The 18,428-nt window shown below is 59.4% G+C and carries 17 protein-coding genes; 7 read left to right on the forward strand and 10 right to left on the reverse strand.

Going from position 1 to position 18,428, the window contains the following annotated elements; genetic code table 11:
- Window positions 1-196 precede the first annotated feature (196 nt).
- Window positions 197-682, forward strand: a complete 486-nt coding sequence (gene bfr, locus ACXAH0_RS15310; protein WP_475178941.1) for a bacterioferritin — start codon at window positions 197-199, stop codon at window positions 680-682.
- 788 nt (window positions 683-1,470) lie between these two features.
- Here the strand turns inward: bfr and ACXAH0_RS15315 are convergent.
- The 4 genes from ACXAH0_RS15315 to ACXAH0_RS15330 form a co-directional block, all read right to left on the reverse strand.
- Window positions 1,471-2,361 carry a metal ABC transporter solute-binding protein, Zn/Mn family gene (locus ACXAH0_RS15315; RefSeq protein WP_475192563.1) on the reverse strand — a complete coding sequence of 297 codons (891 nt, stop codon included), beginning with the start codon at window positions 2,359-2,361 and terminating at the stop codon, window positions 1,471-1,473.
- 18 nt (window positions 2,362-2,379) lie between these two features.
- Window positions 2,380-3,252, reverse strand: a complete 873-nt coding sequence (locus ACXAH0_RS15320; RefSeq protein ID WP_475192566.1) for a metal ABC transporter permease — start codon at window positions 3,250-3,252, stop codon at window positions 2,380-2,382.
- Window positions 3,249-4,052, reverse strand: coding sequence for a metal ABC transporter ATP-binding protein (locus ACXAH0_RS15325; RefSeq protein ID WP_475192567.1), 804 nt, complete (start codon window positions 4,050-4,052; stop codon window positions 3,249-3,251). Before ACXAH0_RS15325 ends, ACXAH0_RS15320 begins: the two co-directional genes overlap by 4 nt.
- 485 nt (window positions 4,053-4,537) lie before the next feature.
- Window positions 4,538-6,049 (reverse strand): AMP nucleosidase, encoded by a 1,512-nt coding sequence (locus ACXAH0_RS15330; RefSeq protein WP_475178951.1) that lies wholly within the window; start codon window positions 6,047-6,049, stop codon window positions 4,538-4,540.
- A 296-nt stretch (window positions 6,050-6,345) separates the two neighbouring features.
- Between ACXAH0_RS15330 and ACXAH0_RS15335 the strand changes: the two genes are divergently transcribed.
- The 6 genes from ACXAH0_RS15335 (at window position 6,346) to ACXAH0_RS15360 (ending at window position 13,019) form a co-directional block, all read left to right on the forward strand.
- Entirely contained in the window at window positions 6,346-7,146 is an 801-nt protein-coding gene (locus tag ACXAH0_RS15335) for a transporter substrate-binding domain-containing protein (protein ID WP_475192568.1), read from the forward strand.
- A 115-nt stretch (window positions 7,147-7,261) separates the two neighbouring features.
- Complete coding sequence (locus ACXAH0_RS15340) at window positions 7,262-8,068, forward strand: amino acid ABC transporter permease (protein ID WP_475192570.1); 807 nt, start codon at window positions 7,262-7,264, stop codon at window positions 8,066-8,068.
- A 681-nt stretch (window positions 8,069-8,749) separates the two neighbouring features.
- Window positions 8,750-9,427, forward strand: coding sequence for a DNA-3-methyladenine glycosylase I (locus ACXAH0_RS15345; RefSeq protein ID WP_475192572.1), 678 nt, complete (start codon window positions 8,750-8,752; stop codon window positions 9,425-9,427).
- Between the two features lie 140 nt (window positions 9,428-9,567).
- The gene (locus tag ACXAH0_RS15350; RefSeq protein ID WP_475192573.1) at window positions 9,568-10,707 is read left to right on the forward strand and encodes a DNA methyltransferase; all 1,140 of its coding nucleotides are present in this window, start codon (window positions 9,568-9,570) and stop codon (window positions 10,705-10,707) included.
- 303 nt (window positions 10,708-11,010) lie between these two features.
- Window positions 11,011-11,988 (forward strand): hypothetical protein, encoded by a 978-nt coding sequence (locus ACXAH0_RS15355; RefSeq protein WP_475192575.1) that lies wholly within the window; start codon window positions 11,011-11,013, stop codon window positions 11,986-11,988.
- Window positions 11,916-13,019 (forward strand): Dyp-type peroxidase, encoded by a 1,104-nt coding sequence (locus tag ACXAH0_RS15360; RefSeq protein WP_475192577.1) that lies wholly within the window; start codon window positions 11,916-11,918, stop codon window positions 13,017-13,019. The genes ACXAH0_RS15355 and ACXAH0_RS15360 overlap by 73 nt, the downstream gene beginning before the upstream one ends.
- Window positions 13,020-13,213: 194 nt before the next feature.
- Here ACXAH0_RS15360 and ACXAH0_RS15365 read toward each other — a convergent pair whose 3' ends face one another.
- The 6 genes from ACXAH0_RS15365 to ACXAH0_RS15390 all read right to left on the reverse strand — a co-directional run bounded on the left by ACXAH0_RS15365 (window position 13,214) and on the right by ACXAH0_RS15390 (window position 18,428).
- Window positions 13,214-13,927: an alpha/beta fold hydrolase gene (locus ACXAH0_RS15365; protein WP_475192579.1), complete on the reverse strand. Its 714-nt coding sequence runs from the start codon at window positions 13,925-13,927 to the stop codon at window positions 13,214-13,216.
- 307 nt (window positions 13,928-14,234) lie between these two features.
- Window positions 14,235-15,512 (reverse strand): tyrosine--tRNA ligase, encoded by a 1,278-nt coding sequence (gene tyrS / locus ACXAH0_RS15370; protein ID WP_475192581.1) that lies wholly within the window; start codon window positions 15,510-15,512, stop codon window positions 14,235-14,237.
- A gap of 264 nt (window positions 15,513-15,776) precedes the next feature.
- Complete coding sequence (locus ACXAH0_RS15375) at window positions 15,777-16,427, reverse strand: hemerythrin domain-containing protein (RefSeq protein ID WP_475192583.1); 651 nt, start codon at window positions 16,425-16,427, stop codon at window positions 15,777-15,779.
- 159 nt (window positions 16,428-16,586) lie between these two features.
- Window positions 16,587-17,234, reverse strand: a complete 648-nt coding sequence (locus tag ACXAH0_RS15380) for a cysteine hydrolase family protein (RefSeq protein ID WP_475192659.1) — start codon at window positions 17,232-17,234, stop codon at window positions 16,587-16,589.
- A 59-nt stretch (window positions 17,235-17,293) separates the two neighbouring features.
- Window positions 17,294-17,761, reverse strand: coding sequence for a MarR family winged helix-turn-helix transcriptional regulator (locus ACXAH0_RS15385; protein ID WP_475178990.1), 468 nt, complete (start codon window positions 17,759-17,761; stop codon window positions 17,294-17,296).
- A 181-nt stretch (window positions 17,762-17,942) separates the two neighbouring features.
- Window positions 17,943-18,428: an OsmC family protein gene (locus ACXAH0_RS15390; protein ID WP_475192585.1), complete on the reverse strand. Its 486-nt coding sequence runs from the start codon at window positions 18,426-18,428 to the stop codon at window positions 17,943-17,945.

An 18,428-nucleotide genomic window follows, 5' to 3' on the forward strand; every position in this document is an offset into this window, starting at 1 on the left:
AACTAGTGACATGGCTCTGAAGTTCGTCACATTTCCCGGCACGCTCCGAACGCATTTCAGAGTCAAGAAAGTGACTAGCAAGTTTATGTTTCTTTTGTGGTTTCGAATTTGAAATACGCTCCGGCAGTGACTGCTGGAATGAGGTGTATTTCAAATTCACCACACTAGGGCAAGAGAGGCTCAAAGAGAGGTTGCCATGAAAGGGAATGACAAAGTTATCGAGCGCTTGAATGAAGCCCTGTTCCTGGAGCTCGGCGCGATCAATCAGTACTGGCTTCACTACCGGCTATTGAACGATTGGGGCTTTGCGCGTCTGGCGAAGAAAGAGCGTGAAGAGTCCATCGAGGAAATGCACCACGCGGACAAGATCACCGACCGGATCATTTTTCTTGAAGGTCACCCGAACATGCAGAAGGTCGCCCCGCTGCGGATCGGCCAGAATGTAAAGGAAGTTCTGGAATCGGATCTTGCCGGAGAATATGACGCACGCACATCCTACAAGAAGTCACGCGAAATTTGCCGGGAAGAGGAAGACTATGTCTCCATGGCCCTTTTTGAGTCCCTGCTGAAGGACGAAGAAGGCCATATCGACTTCCTGGAAACCCAGCTGGATCTCCTGGAGAAGATTGGCGAAGAACGGTACGGTCTGCTCAACGCAGCTCCGGCAGACGAAGCAGAATAAGCACAAGCCCCATCGATCCGACACACGCAAGGCGCGGCCCCGGCCGCGCTTTTTTTGTTGCTGAGCCTGGTTTTTGATGGGCCTGGTTTGTTTTTGGACCTGGTTGGGTCTGGGCACTAAGGCCAGATGCGTCGTTTCCTCCTTTGCCGCCCCGACCGCAGCTCTGCGGAGAGCCGGGCTCCTGTCCGCCGCACCGGGTACGGCAGATGTCACCACATGTGCCGGCCCGCCCCTGCTGCTGTACAGAGGAAAAGCGGATGTGCTGGGGGCGAGAGGTTCCAAAACGAATGGTAATACCAATCACACTTGATAGAGACCTATCTGATGGCTTTTTCCAATTTGCAGGCAAGGCGCGGTGTGCAGGGCGGCCTGGTTGGCCGTTCAAGCAGCGCAACGCTGTCCGGCAGGTTGGAAAACGCCACCAAAGGCCGGTTTTGGAGCCCCTTCGGACTTTGTTGCAGATCTTGCCCGATACCGGTATCGCGCTGCGATCTGCGCCTCGCCGAAAGACCTCCAAAACCGGTCAGATGGGTCTCTATCATGTGTGATTGGTATAATCGCCTTTGATCGCATTTGCCTGCCGCTGCCTGAAGTCAGAGTTTTCCAAGCAAGACATAAATGCAATCAAACGATTTTGCTCCAGACGGACAGACCCGGCCCGCCAAAGCGGACCGGGCCTAGAGTGATCCCGCATGAAGGCATGGGGCTGACGTGCTCTCACGCAGCCGCCTGCTCCTCAGTCCTGAGACAAAACCGGTCTCCGGTTTCGCGCAGCACCTTCCGGCTCCTTATCTGGAGATCGCCGCGACGATCTGATCCGTGTTGTAATTCATCAACTTGATGTAGCTGGAGGCAGGTCCGTCCTTGCTGGACAAGGCTTCGGGATAAAGTTCACCGCCCGCCTCGGCCCCGGTCGCATTTGCAATCTGTGTCACGAGACGCGCATCGTTGGAGTTTTCAAAGAAATAAACCTTCACCCCATCCGCCTTGATCTGGTCGATCAGCTTGGCGATGTCGGCAGCAGAGGCTTCCGTTTCCGTTGAGACGCCCAGAGGTGCAATGAAGGTCACCCCATATTCTTCGCCGTAATAGCCGAAGGCGTCATGGCTGGTGAGCACCTTGCGCTTGTCCTTGGGAACCGCATCGATCTTGGCCTTGATATCGTCATCCAGCTTCATCAGCCGTGCCCGGTAGGCCGCAGCGCTCGCCTTGATGTCTTTGGCGTCGGCCGGATCGGCCTCCAGCAGGGCGTTTTCGATATTGTCGACCCAGACCAGCACATTGGTCACACTGTTCCACACATGGGGATCGGTTACCGTCTTGCCATCCTCATCCATCTTGTGGGTCTTGATGCCCTTGGACACGATGACCGGCGCCTTGGAACTGTCTGCGGCTTTGGCGAGGCGCTCGAACCAGGTCTCAAGCCCCTCCCCGCTCAGAAAGGTCACGGCCGCGTTTTTTACGGCCATGGCATCTGTCGGGGACGGTTCATAGTCGTGAGGATCGCCATTGGCCGGAACAAGGCTTTTGACGTTCACGTGATCGCCGCCCACATTCTGCACCACATCGGCCAGCACGGTGAAACTTGCGACCACATCCATGGTTTTGGCCGAAGCGGACGCCATCATGGCGACGCTGAGCGCTGCCGCCCCCGCAAGCGTAACAAAAGACTTTTTCATTTCGTTGTCTCCAACTGGTCAGCCCGCAAGGTGCGGACGGTTGAGAAGACGCCTCACCATGCCGGAAGGACCAGCAAGGAGCGAGGCGCCATAAAGCAGGCTGGCGGTCAGGATGATCGCCGGCCCGGAAGCGAACTGGAAATGGTAGGAAACCAGCAGCCCGATGAGCCCGGACACGGCCGCACTGGTGCTGGCAATGGCAAACATGCCGGGAAGCGTGCGGGCCCAGAGCTGGGCAATCGCGGCCGGCAGCATCATCATGCCAACCGCCATGAGCGTACCCAGGGCCTGAAATCCGGCGACAAGATTGACCACCACAAGAAACAGGAACAGGAGATGATAGGCTGGCCCGAGGCCGCCAACGGCCCGCAAAAAGCCCGGGTCGAAACATTCGGCGACAAGCGGACGGTAGACAATGGCCAGCATCACCAGCGTGAAGGACGTGATGCCGCCCACCAGGTAGATCGCCTTGGCATCAATCGCCAGAATTGTTCCGAACAGAACATGCAGCAGGTCGATATTCGACCCGCGCAAGGAGACGATCAGCACACCGAGCGCCAGGGAGGTCAGGTAGAAGCTGGCAAAACTGGCATCTTCCTTCAAGGATGTTGTCCGGGTGACAAATCCGGACAGAAGCGCCACGCTGAGCCCGGCCACGAGCCCGCCAAGGCCCATGGCCAGCATCGACAGGGACCCGGCAATCAGAAAACCGATGGCGGCCCCGGGCAAAATGGCGTGGCTCATGGCATCTCCGATGAGGCTCATGCGCCGCAGCATCAAGATCACCCCCACCGGCCCGGAGCCGAGCCCCAGCGCAACGGAGGCAACAAGCGCCCTGCGCATGAACCCATACTCGGCAAAGGGGGCGATCATGCTGTCATAGAAGGTCATGCGCCAAGCCCTCCGGCCTGAGTGCACATATCCGCCGTTTCGTCCCAGGCTTCGGCCATGGCCCGGGCCTTCAGCAGGTTTTCCGGGGCCAGGGCCGTTTCCGTCGGGCCCCAGGCGATCAGTTCCCGGGCCAGAAGCACGCTTTGCGGGAAATGGGCACGCACTTGCTCGAAGTCGTGAAGAACGGCAATCAGCGTGCGCCCTTCCCCGTGCCAGCGAAGCACGATCTCCAGAAGATCGCGGGTGGTGCGCGCATCGATGGCCGTGAACGGCTCATCCAGAACAATGACCTGCGCATCCTGAAGCAACAGACGGGCGAACAGGACCCGCTGGAACTGCCCGGCCGACAAGGCACCGATGGCCCGCCGTTCCATGCCCTCCAGACCGACTGCCGACAAGGCTGCGCGGGCCCTGTCCGCAAGTTCGCGTGTCACGCCGCCAAAAGCACCGGTTATCCGCCAGGCGCCCATCATCACCGTGTCGGCGATGCTCAAGGGAAAATGCCGTTCGGTTTCAGCGGCCTGAGGCAGGTAGCCAAGATCCTGTTTTTTCAGCCCACCAAGATCCACACTGCCTTCGGCCGGGCGCAGCTCCCCCATCAGGGTTTTCAGGAGGGTTGATTTCCCCGCGCCATTCGGCCCGGTCACGGCAGTCAGACTGCCCGGCTCGAACAGCCCGGACACATGATGCACCGCCGGGTGCCGGTCATAGGCAACGGTCACGTTGGTTAGCCGGATGGGGCCGCGTGCGGCCGGGGCCTCTTGAGAGGCCGTTTCTTGGGAACGGGCCAGACGGATCATGGCAGCGCCACCGCCCACGCGATGCAGAGCCACAGGAGCACAAGAAGCAGCCCCACGCCAGCCAGACGGTGCAACACCGTCCTTGCCATAAGGGAAGAAAGAAAGGGATCTCGATCCAGCACGGGATATGTCCGAATTCGAAGAATTACGTTATGTTATAACGTAAAATTCTTGGTTCTAGAGATGTGTATGGCGGGTATGTTTGGAACTATCAGAAGGAAACCACACGGGGATTTAACCACCCTAAGGCAGGCAGAACCGCCCCATTGGGTGCTGATTCAATTAAGGATGAAATGTGGCAATGCCGAGACTCACCGGCCGCTGAAAAATTAAGTTTTTGTCATGTCTGTGAAAGGGTTAGCGCCCTTTCAGCAGGACAACAGACCGGGCCTGGGCCAGGACTTTCCCCCCGCATGGGGTGAGCATGTCCGTTTTCCACACGGGACCGGGCATGCTCCTGAGGCGCTTCCGAACCGATGATCCGCCTATTGGAAGGCGGTTTCGGCAAAGCTGCGCAATTTTCGCGAATGAAGGCGCTCGGCGGTCATGGTGCGCATCTTCTCCACCGCACGGATGCCGATCTCAAGATGCTGGGCCACCTGGCGCTTATAAAAATCGGTGGCCATGCCGGGAAGTTTCAGCTCCCCATGGAGCGGCTTGTCGGAAATGCACAGCAGCGTGCCATAGGGCACCCTGAAGCGGAACCCGTTGGCGGCAATCGTGGCCGATTCCATATCCAGGGCAATGGCCCGTGACTGGGAAAACCGCTTCACCAGTTCCGGCTGGTCCCAGAGTTCCCAGTTCCGGTTGTCAAGGGAAACAACTGTGCCGGTGCGCATCAGCCGTTTCAGCTCATAGCCGTCAATGCCGGTGACTTCGGCGACCGCATCTTCCAGCGCCACCTGCACCTCCGCCAGGGGCGGGATCGGCACCCAGACCGGCAGGTCCTGATTGAGCACATTGTCATCGCGCACATAGCCATGGGCCAGCACATAGTCGCCCAAGGTCTGGCTGTTGCGAAGTCCCGCGCAATGGCCAAGCATCAGCCAGACATGGGGCCGCAGGACCGCGATATGATCGGTAATCGTCTTGGCGTTGGAGGGCCCGACGCCGATATTGACCATGGTGATGCCGCTGCCGTCGGCCCGTTTCAGGTGATAAGCGGGCATCTGGGGCAGTTTCAGCGGCGCTGTGCCACAGCAGGGTTCCTGCTCGCCCGCCAGCGTGATCAGGTTGCCCGGCCCGACAAATGCCTCATAGCCGCTGTCCGGATCGGCCAGCTGCTCCTGGGACATGCGGCAGAATTCGTCGATATAGAACTGATAGTTGGTGAAGAGCACATAGTTCTGAAAATGCTCTGCCGCCGTTGCCGTGTAGTGCTGCAGCCGGTGCAGGGAATAGTCGACCCGCGGCGCCGTGAAAGAGGCCAGCGGCATGATGCCGTCCGCCGGCTCATAGGTGCCGTTGGCAATGGAATCGTCCATCACGGTCAGGTCCGGCAGATCAAAGATATCCGCCAGGGGCTGGTCCAGATTGGCCGCTGCCGCCCCGCCTTCCACATGGGTTCCGTCGTAAAAGGCGAAATGCAGCGGGATCGGCATGTCGCTGTCGCCCACCAGGATCGGCACATCATGGTTTTTCATCAACAGTGAGAGCTGGGTTTCCAGATAGTGCCGGAACAGATCCGGCCGCGTAATGGTGGATGCGTGGGTGCCCGGGCCGGAAACAAAGCCATAGGACAGGCGGCTGTCGAGGCGCACATGGCTGTCGGTGACGATGCGCACTTGCGGATAATAGGCCCGCACCCTCTCCTCGATCTCCTGCCCGTCCAGAAGGGCCTTGAAATGGGTCCGCAAAAAGGCGGTGTTGGCTTCGAAGATCTCGATCAGCCGGGCGACCGCCTCACGGGAATCCGTGAAGACTTCAAGAGGGTGAGAGGGCGCGAGCCGGACCCGCCGGGGAGAGACCGGAAAATCGCCTTTGATCAAATTGGACATGAAGGATCCTTATTGTTGTTATGGAGGGCACAGTCCGTTTCTGTGCGTGGCGGGTCAATAGATTTAACAGGTGTTTTTGACTTTTCTGCGTGAGCAGGCCTTTTCAACGCTGCCAGCGGCGCAGAAAGCCCCTTCAGATCCGCTGCGGGTTTCCCTTGCGCCAGGGCGCTTTCCCGCCCCGTGTCCCCCACCGCTGGCCGCGGCGGGTCCAGCCTGGGGCCGAACTGCGCTCCAAGGTCTTTTCCGGGCTGCCCGATCTCTGTAAGATCCCGGCACGATTTGTTCAGGAGCTTCCCATGAAACGTGTCCTTCTATCCCTTGGCCTTGCCCTTTCCACCGCCCTGGCTGCCCAAAGCACCGCCTCGGCCACGGAACTGCCGGATCTGGGCGGACGTGACGTGGTAATCGCCTCTGAAAACACCTATCCGCCGCTGCAATTCGTTGATCCGGAAACCGGCAAACCTGCCGGTTGGGAATATGATGCGCTTGCGGAAATGGCCAAACGGCTGAACATGAAGGTGACCTATGAAAATGTGAGCTGGGACGCGATGATCCCGGCCATTTCAGCCGGTGAATATGATGTCGCCATCAATGGCATCACCATTCGCGAGGACCGGGCCCAGCAGGTCGCGTTTTCCGATCCCTATATGCGCTCTGAAATGTTCATGCTGGTGCGTGAGGACGAAGACCGTTTCACCGGACCGGAGGGCTTTGCAGCCAATTCGGATTTTCTAGCCGGCGCCCAGCCCGGCACAACCCCGTTTTATGTCACGGTCTATGAAGTGCTCGATGGGGATGAGAACAATCCGCGCATCCGGCTGTTCGAGACATTCGGGGCCGCCGTCCAGGCGCTGAAGACTGGCGATGTGGATCTGGTGCTGACCGACAGCACCGGCGGCCAGGGCTATGTGAATGCCAATCCCGGCACCTTCAAACTGATCGGCGACCCGATGGGCACAGAAGAATTCGGGTTCATCTTTCCCAAGGGCTCGGATCTGGTTGCCCCCTTCAACGCAGCCATTGCGAGCATGAAGGCGGACGGCACGCTGGACGCTCTCAACAAGAAGTGGTTCTTCGACTACAAGGCCGATCACTGACATCAACACCACAGGCATCCAGGACCCGCCGGGCCAGCCCCGGCCCGGCGGGTCTGAAGCTGCTCTTGAGGGCTGTGCGGCGCGCGGCTGAGCATGACAAGCCCAGGGCGGCAATATGCAAGACATTTCCTCTTCCAAAGTCACTGCCCAAAAGGAGTTCCCCTACTGGCTGCTGGTGGCCTGCGCTATTGCGGCGGTCCTTTTGTTTCAGATCGGCACGGACGATATCTATTCCAAGGTCATGGCCACGGTCTCCAGGGGAATTGGCCTGACCATCTTCGTCACGCTGGTTGCCTTCCTGCTGGCCTCTCTGTTCGGACTGCTGCTGGCGCTGGCGCTTTTGTCCCCGTCCGTGATCCTGCGGCAATGCGCCCGCTTCTATGTGGAGATCGTGCGCGGCCTGCCGATCATCGTCCTTCTGCTTTATATCGCCTTTGTTGGTACGCCGCTTGTGGTGGCCGGTCTGAACGCGCTTCTGGAACCGGCCGGGTTTGATCCCTTGCGCACCCGGGATTTCCCGCTGCTGTGGCGCGCGGTTGCCGCATTGACCATCGGCTATTCGGCCTTTATCGCGGAAGTCTTCCGGGCCGGAATTCAGGCGGTAGACCAGGGGCAGATCGAAGCGGCTGAAGCGCTCGGCATGAATCGCTGGCTGCGGTTCCGGCTGATTGTATTTCCCCAGGCGCTCAAGACCATCCTGCCTCCTTTGGGCAATGACTTCGTGGCCATGATCAAGGACAGCTCCCTTGTGTCCGTCCTCGGGGTCGCGGACATCACCCAGCTCGGCAAGGTCTATGCGGCGGGATCGTTCCGCTATTTCGAAACCTATAATGTGGTCGCGCTGATCTATCTGATGATGACCATCACACTGTCGCTCGCCCTCAGGCGGTTCGAGCAGTCCAGGGAGACCGGCGAGCGGTAGCGCGCTTGATCAACCGGGCCAAAGCAAGGGCAATGTCAGGTCCACATCAATCCCAAGGCATGTCATACCAACCTCACTAGATAGGAACCGATCTGACCGTGTTTGGGGACTGTTCGGCAAGGAGCAGGTTTCAGGGCGATATGGTTTATCGTTCAAAACCTGGGACGCAGCTGAACACTCCTCAAACACGGCCTCGGTGGCCTGCTCCGGCCCGCCGGACTGCGTTGCGCCGCTTGAACGGCCAACCAGGCCGTCCTGCGCAACGCGCCTTGCCGGCCAATCCGGACCAGCGCCATCAGATAGGTTTCTATCTAGTGAGGTTGGTATAGCGCCTTCACCAGCCAGTGTCCCCAGGTCCCCTTTCCCTAGTGATCCGCTCTGGACAATGCAGTTCGCCTTCAGCGCCGCGAAAAACGACACAGGATCGCTTGCAACCTCGCCATGACAAACGACCTTGCCATCCCGGTCCTTCGCACAGAGCAAAGTCTTTTCCTTCGAGACATCAAACCCAACCTACTTGGGCACGGTCACTCTCTTTTCAGACCTCCTGGGGCGTGTGCTACGCCCCCGCATCATTGGCCCTGGAGAGTGGCAGCCGGAACTGCGCGATGGAGTACAGTCACAAACATGACGTTCCTCTGACGTATCCGGTATCTTTGGCTTCACATGGAGGACATTCAGATGCGCTCTTTCGACGAGCTCGCGGCCCTGGCAGAAGAGAAGAAGGGCGGACCGGAACAACTTGCCGCGCTGCTCGACGAACATGCTTTGCCCAAGACCCCTGACATACTTGAAACCCTTGGCGATGACCGCTGGCTAGCCATGTTCACCAAATGTGTGTTCCAGGCCGGGTTCAGCTGGAAGGTGATCGAGCAAAAATGGCCAGGCTTCGAAGTGGCCTTTGAGGGCTTTGATGTGGCCCGCCTCGCCTTTCTGCCCGATGAAGCCTTTGAGGCCCTGCTCAAGGATGCGCGGATCGTGCGCAACGGGGCCAAAATCCGCTCCGTGCAGCAAAATGCGGTTTTCCTGAAAGACCTCGCCGCAGAACATGGCAGTGCCTCCAGGTTCTTCGCCCACTATCCGGTGGAGGATCAGATAGGCCTGATGGAAACCCTGAAAAAGCGGGGCAGCCGCCTTGGCGGCACCACAGGCCAGATCGCGCTGCGGTTCATGGGCAAGGAAAGTTTCCTGCTGACCGGGGACGTGGTTAATGCGCTTTTGCGCGAAAATGTCATTGAGAATGATCGCATGTCGAAAAAAAATCTAAAAGCTGTCCAGGAGGCCTTTAACACTTGGAAGACAACATCGGGCCGCACGCTCAATGAAATCAGCAGAATTCTGGCCTTTTCGGCCGGCTGACGGCGTTAACTTCTCATTTAACTTTTACGATTGTAAACAAAGCATTGATTCAAAGGATATTTTTCTTTTGTCTACTTAACCGCTGATTTACCAAACCCGGTAACCATGACACTTGAAATTGCGTGAGGTAATGCGTCGCAATGAGTGTACTGCGTACCGGGGTGTCCTTAGCGGCACCCCACCCTAAAGACAAATCGGAAGCCCCTGCTTCCTGGCTCAACACGATCTTGAAGGGCGACTGCGTGTCCGCCCTCGAGAAACTGCCGTCCAGGTCCGTGGACCTGGTGTTTGCAGACCCGCCCTACAATCTTCAACTGGGCGGCGACCTGCACAGGCCTGACCAGTCCAAGGTCGACGCCTGCGACGACCATTGGGACCAGTTCGAGAGCTTTCAGGCCTATGACACCTTCACCAGGGCCTGGCTCCTGGCGGTGCGCCGGGTCATGAAGCCGGATGGATCTCTCTATGTGATCGGATCCTACCACAATATCTTCCGGGTTGGCGCGATCCTTCAGGATCTCGGCTTCTGGATCATGAATGACATTGTCTGGCTGAAATCCAATCCGATGCCCAACTTCCGGGGCAAACGGTTCACCAATGCCCATGAAACCATGATCTGGGCGGTGAAGTCGAAAGATGCCAAGCCGACCTTCAATTATGATGCGCTGAAGACCTTCAACGACGATCTTCAGATGCGTTCCGACTGGCACCTGCCACTGTGCACCGGCTCAGAACGGCTGAAGGACAAGAACGGTCAGAAGGTGCATCCGACCCAGAAACCGGAAGCGCTGCTCTACCGGGTCCTGACCGCCTCTTCCCAGCCCGGCGATGTCGTGCTCGACCCGTTCTTCGGCACGGGAACGACTGGCGCCGTTGCCAGGAAACTCGGCCGCAACTTCGTCGGCGTAGAACGGGAACAGGCGTATATCGACGCAGCAACGGCCCGTATCGCGGCGATTGAACCGGGCGACAGTGAAGCTTTGGAAATGCAGAAAGGCAAACGTGCCCAGAAACGCATTCCCTTCGGTACGCTTCTGGAAAGCGGCCTGCTGACACCGGGGGTCGAGTTGACCTGCTCCAAGGGCAAACATGTGGCTGTCGTGCGGGCCGACGGGTCGTTGAAATCAGGCGATCACACCGGGTCAATCCACAAGGTCGGCGCGCTTGTCCAGGGCCAGGAGGCCTGCAACGGCTGGACCTTCTGGCACACGAAGGACGGCAGTGCCAAAGCGCCCATTGATGAGTTGCGCAAGGAAATAAGATCCCGCCTGCAGGCATAAGCAGGCTGCCAAAGCAAAAAAAAGCTAGACGCGATCCCCGCGGTCCTGACTGAGCCCTGCCCTCGCAAGAGGGCGGGGTTTTCTTGTTCCCCTATCCGCGGGTGGGGGTGAGTGCAAGCCGCGTTGCATCGGCGTTGCCGTGCCTTTCTGTGCGCGGTGAATGCCTTTTACCAAGGCCTTCACCTGAGCGAACAAGACTGAAATGAAATTGCATCGAATATACCAATAAACTTTAAGATGTCCCCGTTGTTGAATTTGCACTATCCTAAAATCTTACCTAAGGTAATTTTAAGGATTTTTAGAATGACACGTAGTTTTCTTACATTTTCATTTCAAGTTAAAAATCAGAACCTTAACGCGATTGAAGACAAGCTGGTCAGCTTTGGTAATCCGGTTTCGCCGGAGATCCGGGAGATGCTTGACGGCAGCAGCGTTCACTTCATCTCGATCAATGTGCTGCCCGCCGACCCCGAAAGCGGCCACGGGGCTTTTCTGGTTGCCGAATCCAGCCAGGATGGCAGCAAGGCGGCCGCGATCCAGGATCTCGCCCGGCGTCTGGAAACGCCACTGACAGAGATCCTCGCCCTTGCCGGGCACGAGATCAGGCCGGGCGGGCTTGCCTCGTTCATCGACGACCATTCCCATGACACCGGCTGGGGGCTCTTGAGCACGCCCGGCCTCAATCATTCCGGCACGCCTGGCCTGACCGAACTCCGGATCGGTGCCGAGAAGCGCTTCGCGGACAGGGTCCGGGACATTGTCTCCAGCGGCACGGTGAGTGGAACACCTCTCGACATTCTCAAGACCGTGCGCGCGCAGATGGGCGAGCTGCCGGAGTTCCGGGACATGATGCGCCCCGAAGATGTTCCGTTCGCCAGGGCCTCCGGCCCCGTCTCGCTGCCGCTTGCAAAGGTGGCCCTCAATGGCCTGAAAACCTTCGCCTGGCCCTATCTGATCGTGATTGGCCTGTTTCTCCTGTGGTGTCTTTTTGCAGCCTTCAGCACCTCGGGCTTCTGGTATGCGGTCGCCATGGGCGTGCTCACACTGCTGGGGGGCGCGGTTTTGCTGCTGGGGATCGCCGCAGCCCTCTACGGGCTGCTGCGGCACAAGGAGCGCACGGACCCGGCCGAAGATCTGGCACCGGATTTCGACATTCTGAGCGTGGTGATGGCCCGGGAGACTGGTGGTGGGGGCACGCGGACAGAAGCGTGGATGTTGCCCTGCTGGTCTATGCGACCGAGGATGGGCTTGAGAAAACGGTGGCGGTCCAGACGGGGCTGATCAGTGCACATGGTTGCCACCTGGTGCATCAGATCATCTCGAAGACCGGGCCCGGCAAAGGCAAGATCGAACGGGAGGCGTTCGGATTTGCCGACGGCATTTCCCAGCCTGTCATCAAAGGCAGCCGCCGCTCGATCGATCCGGCGAATGCCATTCATCTGGTCGCGCCCGGCGAATTCATTCTCGGTTATCCGGACAACCGGAACTATATGCCGACAACGCCGCTTTTCAGCGCCAAGGAAGATCCCCGGAACCTGCTGCCCACCCACAAGCCCCTGTCGGAGGCCGAAGACTGGCCGGACTTCTTTGCCGGGGAAGCCACCGCCCAGCGCAATTTCGGGCGCAACGGGTCTTATCTCGTGATCCGGCAGCTTGAACAGGATGTGGAGACGTTTCATGCATTCTCCAAAACCGCCGCAGAGCAGATCACGGGCCGCCCGGGCACGCCTCCAGGGGCCAGCGGCAAGGCGCTTCAAGAGTGGATTGAAGCCAAGATGGTCGGACGCTGGAAGGACGGCACGTCCCTGGTCCGTCATCCGTTCAAACCGGGCGGAGAGACGCCGGACAATGATTTTCTGTTCGGGGACACGGACCCGTCCGGTTTCCGCTGCCCGTTCGGGGCCCATATCCGCCGGTCCAATCCCCGCGAAAGCCTGCATCCGCAGGAGGGGGCGGAAGAACTCTCCATCACCAACAGGCACCGCATCCTGCGCATGGGTCGGCAATATGAAGCCTCCGGCGCCGGGCAGGAGGCCGCTGACAATCCGGGGCTGCTGTTCATGTGCCTGAATGGCAATCTGGAACGCCAGTTCGAATTCGTGCAGCAAACCTGGTGTATGGACCGGCTGTTTCATGGGCTCGATGGCGAGGTCGACTCCCTTCTGGGCCGGGGCCGCAAGGGCGGGCGCCTGACCATTCCCACCCCACAGGGTCCTCTGGTCATCAAAGGCATGCAGGACTTCGTCAAGGTGCGGGGTGGAGCCTATTTTTTCCTGCCCGGACGGGGCGCGCTGACCTATCTGGTGCAGTAGCAGACGTTGTGGCGCTCTGGGTGCACGCTGGATACGCTCTTTGTTCTACAAGCTGTGTCTTGGTTTTTCTTCACCAAAGCCGGGCCGAGCTGAAGGGCAACGTCGGATCGCTGCAACGCTGGACCATGTGAAAACGGCAGCCCGGCCTCCGGGATGCCGCTCATACCTCGAACATGTTCTTTAAAGACGCGGCTTCATGCCAGCTTTTCGAGGAGGTCTGCCAGAGCCTCTGGTGCGCTTACCATCGCATCATGTCCGGTCGCGATCTGTTCAACGGGCCATCCCAGTTTCCGCGCCCTTTGAAGGGCAATCGCCGCAGGCCGGTACGGCGGATCGGTGCATTCGATATACGCGGCGGGAAGATTGTTGCCGATGGGATTTTTCAGATCGAGCGCCGTTGTGAAGGTCTTGAAAGGATGAGGTGTCAGCCGGGACGCGACAAAGGCGGCATCTGCCGGATCGCTCAGGCCAAAACTGTCCGGCGCGCCCGGAGGCAGGGACAGACCACCGCTGGAGCTCTGCGCCAGAGCCGACCGGTCGCGGGCGATCTCCTCTGGCAGCAGATCCAGCCAGGTCTCGCCACTGTCCAGCATGATCGCATCCAGATAGACCAGCTTGGCAATCCGCTCCGGCACCTTGTCCGCTGCACCGGTCACCGGAATGCCGCCGAAACTGTGGCCAACCAGAACGACCTGGTGCAGATCTTCAAAATGTAGATGCTGAACAATGTCTTCGACAAAGGTGCCGATCGTAATATCTGGCGACAGCAAGTGGGCCCGCTCGCCCAGCCCTGTCTGGGTGGGTGCCGTGACCCGGTGGCCCCGCGCCCGCAAAATCCGGGCAACCCGCGACCAGCACCAGCCGCCATGCCAGACGCCATGCACCAGAACGAATGTTCTTGCTTCCATCCGCGGTTCCTTTCCTCGGGCACCAGGGAGGCACCACAGGGACAAGCCTATCAGTCCGAAGCATAGACCAGAAAGCGGAGACAGCGCATTCTTTAAAAAAGGCGTGTCCTTGCGCAGATCTGCTCCGGACCGGACCCAAGACCACGCCCCTCCAGCCTGGGCCAGCCCCGGCACGAGAGCCAAACGCGTTTCACCGGATTTGCATTACCTGCCAGAAACCAAAGGTTTCAATGCAAGAGACAAAGCGGTCTGAACCCATATGAACGCGGCTTGCTCCAGCCCGGGGCGGCGCTGGAAGGCTGTCAGATCATTCAAAGCCGACCAGAGCCTTGCGGCGTTTGCCGACCGAAACGTCCAGCCGGTCGTCGGCCTTCAGGTCCCCGGTGGCGATGCGCCGGCGCGGATCGTCGATGATGCGGCCATTGAGGCGTATCCCGCCCCCTTCCACAAGACGGCGGGCCTCGCCATTGGACCCGGCAAAGCCGATGGCCACCACCAGTTCCAGAAGTCCCAGCCCTTCGGCCAGGGTCTTCAGGGGTAATTTGTGGGTCGGCTCCAGCAAAGCGCTGTCCCCGGCAAACAGGGCATCGCCCTGCTCCAGCGCGGCACGGGCGTCTTCAGGCCCATGCACAATCGTGGTGACCTGGGTCGCCAGGATCTTCTTGGCCTCGTTCAGCTCGGCCCCCTGCAGATCGGACAAGCGTTCAACCTCCCGGATCGGCAATTCGGTGAACAGGCGCAAGAACTTGCCAACATCCGCATCAGCCGTGTTGCGCCAGAACTGCCAGAAGCCGAAGGGGGAGAGATGTTCCGGATGCAACCAGACCGCCCCGGCAGCGGTCTTGCCCATCTTCGCGCCGCTCGCCGTTGTCAGCAGCGGCACCGTCAGGCCGTGCAGCTTGCGCCCGTCCCGGCGGCCCAGCTCAATCCCGTTGACAATGTTGCCCCACTGGTCCGATCCCCCCACCTGCAAGACACAGTCGAGGCGCTTGGCCAGTTCCAGAAAATCAACCGCCTGAAGCATCATGTAGCAGAATTCCAGAACCGTCAGCGGCATCTGCGCCTCCAGACGCGACTTGACACTTTCAAAGGTCATCATGCGGTTGACGGTGAACTGGGAGCCATAGTCGCGCAGGAATTCCAGAAAGCGGAACTCCTTTAGCCATTCCGCATTGTCAACCAGAAGCGCCCCATCCGGGCCATCCATATCAACAAGACGCTCAACGGACCGGCGGATGCTGCGGATATTGGCCGCGATCTGGCGTTCTTCCAGAAGCGGGCGGGCGTCATTGCGGAAACTCGGATCGCCGATCTGGCTGGTGCCACCGCCCAGAACCAGGATCGGCCGATGGCCGAGCTTCTGCAACCAGCGCATGGTCATGAGCGGCATCAGATGGCCCACATGGAGGCTGGCGGCGGTTGCATCAAACCCCGCATAGGCGGTGAGAGGACCGGCGCTCAGACGCGCATCCAGCGCTTCCAGATCCGTGCATTGGTGCACGAGGCCACGTTCCAGAAGCACGGCAAGCGCTTCGGATTTGAGTTTCGTTGCCGGTTTTCCGGCTTCAATCATATGGTTGGTCATATTCGGCTTCCTGGTGTCCCCGCCAGGAGCCTTCTTGAAACCAAAAAGCCGCCTGACGCGGCGGCTTTTGGGGTCTATCAGTTAAGCAAGATCCTACGCAGCCGCCGATATGTCGGTGACGTAATAAAAATACACGAAGGCTGCGGACATCTTGTTCATGGCCCTTCTGATGCGCGATGCGGCGGGCAGAGTCAAGCCTGAAATGCCAAGACACTTTCCAGGCCTTTGCGGAGGTCCCGGCGGCCGCAGGGCTCCCCAAGGAGATCAAGCGAAGTTCAACTCCGGCTCCGCCCGGCTGAGCAGGATCGGAATGATCAGATCCTCCTCATCCGAAAGATGGCGTTTCAGACCAATGAGAAGCGCCTCAATCGCAACGGTGAAGTTGTCCAAAGCCGGAAGAGCCGACGTGAGGTCTCCGGCTCCAAGCCCGGACGAGAGCTCATTGGCCGCACTGGCTACGGCGCCCATCCGCCCGTGCAGCTCGGCATGGTCGGATTCCAGACACTCAAACCCCGGCACCAACTGCGGCTCAGCCGCCATCAGCGCGGGAAAATATTGGTGATCCTCGATCATGTTGTGGCTGTGCAATTCGGACAGAAATTGCTGCAGGCGAGGCAAGAACATGGGACCAAAGCGATCGGCAGGGATCTGCCCTTCCCGCAGTTGCCCGACCAGGGCGGTCAGGCTGTTGGCAAAATGGCGGAATCCGTCATGCCGGTTCAACCACATTTCCGCCACCGGCCCAAAGCCCTGATGCCCGATCCAGTCCGACCGCGGGCAACCGGCCAAAAGCACCAGCCAGTCGTCCGGCAAGTGACGGTTGGGGTCGATTCCTGACTTGCCTGCCACCGAAAGCCCCGGCCGCTCACTTTGCATCAGCCGGAACGTCAGCTCCGTCGGTTTCCGAACACTCACTCGAAGCACGCCTTCGCTCCTTCCTTGCTCAAAGCTGGCGGACGCAATCCCACTTGCAGTCTGCGCAGTCACGTCCCGTCCGCACTGCCCGTGCAAGATAAGGCTGCCACACGGCCATGCTGTCGCCAAGATCACAGATGGCCGGATTGTTCCAGATGATCAGGCAAAGACCACACCGGAATGTTCCAGGGCCTGCCGAGTTCCAGGCCATTTCGCTGGTCTGGCCGTCAGGGTTCCCGGCTCATGGATCTCGACCCGGTAGCCCCGGGACAGGGCGCCTTTGGCTGTGAGCTGTACGCAGTGGCAGGCATCCAGCCCCACCAGTCTCAACGTGCCGACCCGGTTGTCCGCCAGCCAGGCTTCGAATTCCGGGTTGGAAAACGCGTCGCCGACCGATTTTTCGAAAACCGACGCCTGACCGACCTTCAGCGCCCTGTCGAATGCCAGCCCCGCCCGGCCCGGAGTGCCCATGCCACCGGCAAAAAGCTTCCTCATCTGGATCACCGGCCAGTCCCGGAACACATTGCGAATGAACGCAATCTCAAGATCCTGATACCGGGCCGCGTCGAGTTCCAGATTGATTGCAGTCAGGGCACGCTCGCAGAGTTCCGGCGCAAAGGCTCTTTTGCCCGGAGCGCGGGTGAAGTCCTCTTGCACGTCGATCACAACCAGGGCCACATTGGGCCGCTGGGTGAGGTCAATCCGCTCCCCTTGCGTGGGCGTCGCCAGCTTGCGGGCATAATAGCCAAGACAGGCACCAAGTCCCGCCAATAGCAGCAGCATGGCCCCCATGACACCCCAAAACACAGACAAATCCTTTCTCCCTCTTGGCAGTGACGTGAGAACTGGGACTTGAAGCGTGACAGCTATTCAAGCGCCTTGGGACAATCCGGGTCGTCCTCGAATTCCGCGAAATGATCCAGTAAGGCGCAGAGCACTTTTTGAGTCGCGGACAGGTCCTTGTCCGAAAACAGTCCGCTGACCGCATCGATGTCCACATTCTCCCGCGTCCGGATCTGTGAAAAGAGCTGATGGCCTGTGTCCGTCAACGAAAAAAGAGGGGAGCGCCGGTGGGCCGGATTGGATTGCCGGACCACAAGCTCCGCAGTCTCAAGGGAATTGACCACCAGCTGAATCTGCTGGCGCGCCAGAAACAGGGTCCGGCCTATCTCCGGCACCGGCATCGGGCCGCTCCTGTCCAGAACCTCCATGACGGCGCGCATGGCAACCGTGACGCCGGTCCCTGCCAGTTTGGCCTCGACAACCCGGGCCAGCCGGCGGTGGGCCGGCCGGATCAGCTGAATGATCTCGTAAAGTTCAACAGAGCGGTTCATGACAATTAATTTGTCATTACGACAACTAAATTGTCAACAAGGTCTTGCGCGAATTGTTTCTGTCCTTTCGCGATACGCTCAAGACACAAAGCATGTCTCACTCCCGTGTCCAGCGCACGGACACGGGAGTGAACAGCCAATTCCGTGTTTCCAGCAGTTCAGCTCCGGGCAGATCGGCTGCTCAAGGGGCCTGCAGTCTGACCGGTTCCGGCTCGATCAGGATCTCGCATTTCACCGAATTGGCGATGAAACAGACCTCATGCGCCTTGTCATGCAGATCCGCCAGCCAGGACTGATCCGGCATGACATCCGCCACAAGCGTGATTTCCGGCTTCAGGACCACCTTGGAGATCCCCATCCGGCCACGTCCGATGCGGCTGAGTTCCCCCTGAGCCTTGTCCCGGTAGGAGGCGACGACGAATTCGGCCCGCCGTGCCAGGTCCAAAAACCAGAGCATGTGACATGAGGCAATGGATGCGATGAACGCCTCTTCCGGGTCAACGGCGGCTTCAATAGAATAAGGGGCCGCTACCACTTTTGGCGAAGCGCTTGCCGGAATTTCGAGCCCGCCATCGAACCGCCAGATATGCGCGCGCGAATAAGCATTGGCTGCATAGTCCCCGTCGCAGGCCCATTCCACCTGAGCTGAATGATATTGAGATGCCAT

This window comes from Roseibium sp. AWQ4_290 (genome assembly GCF_056160985.1).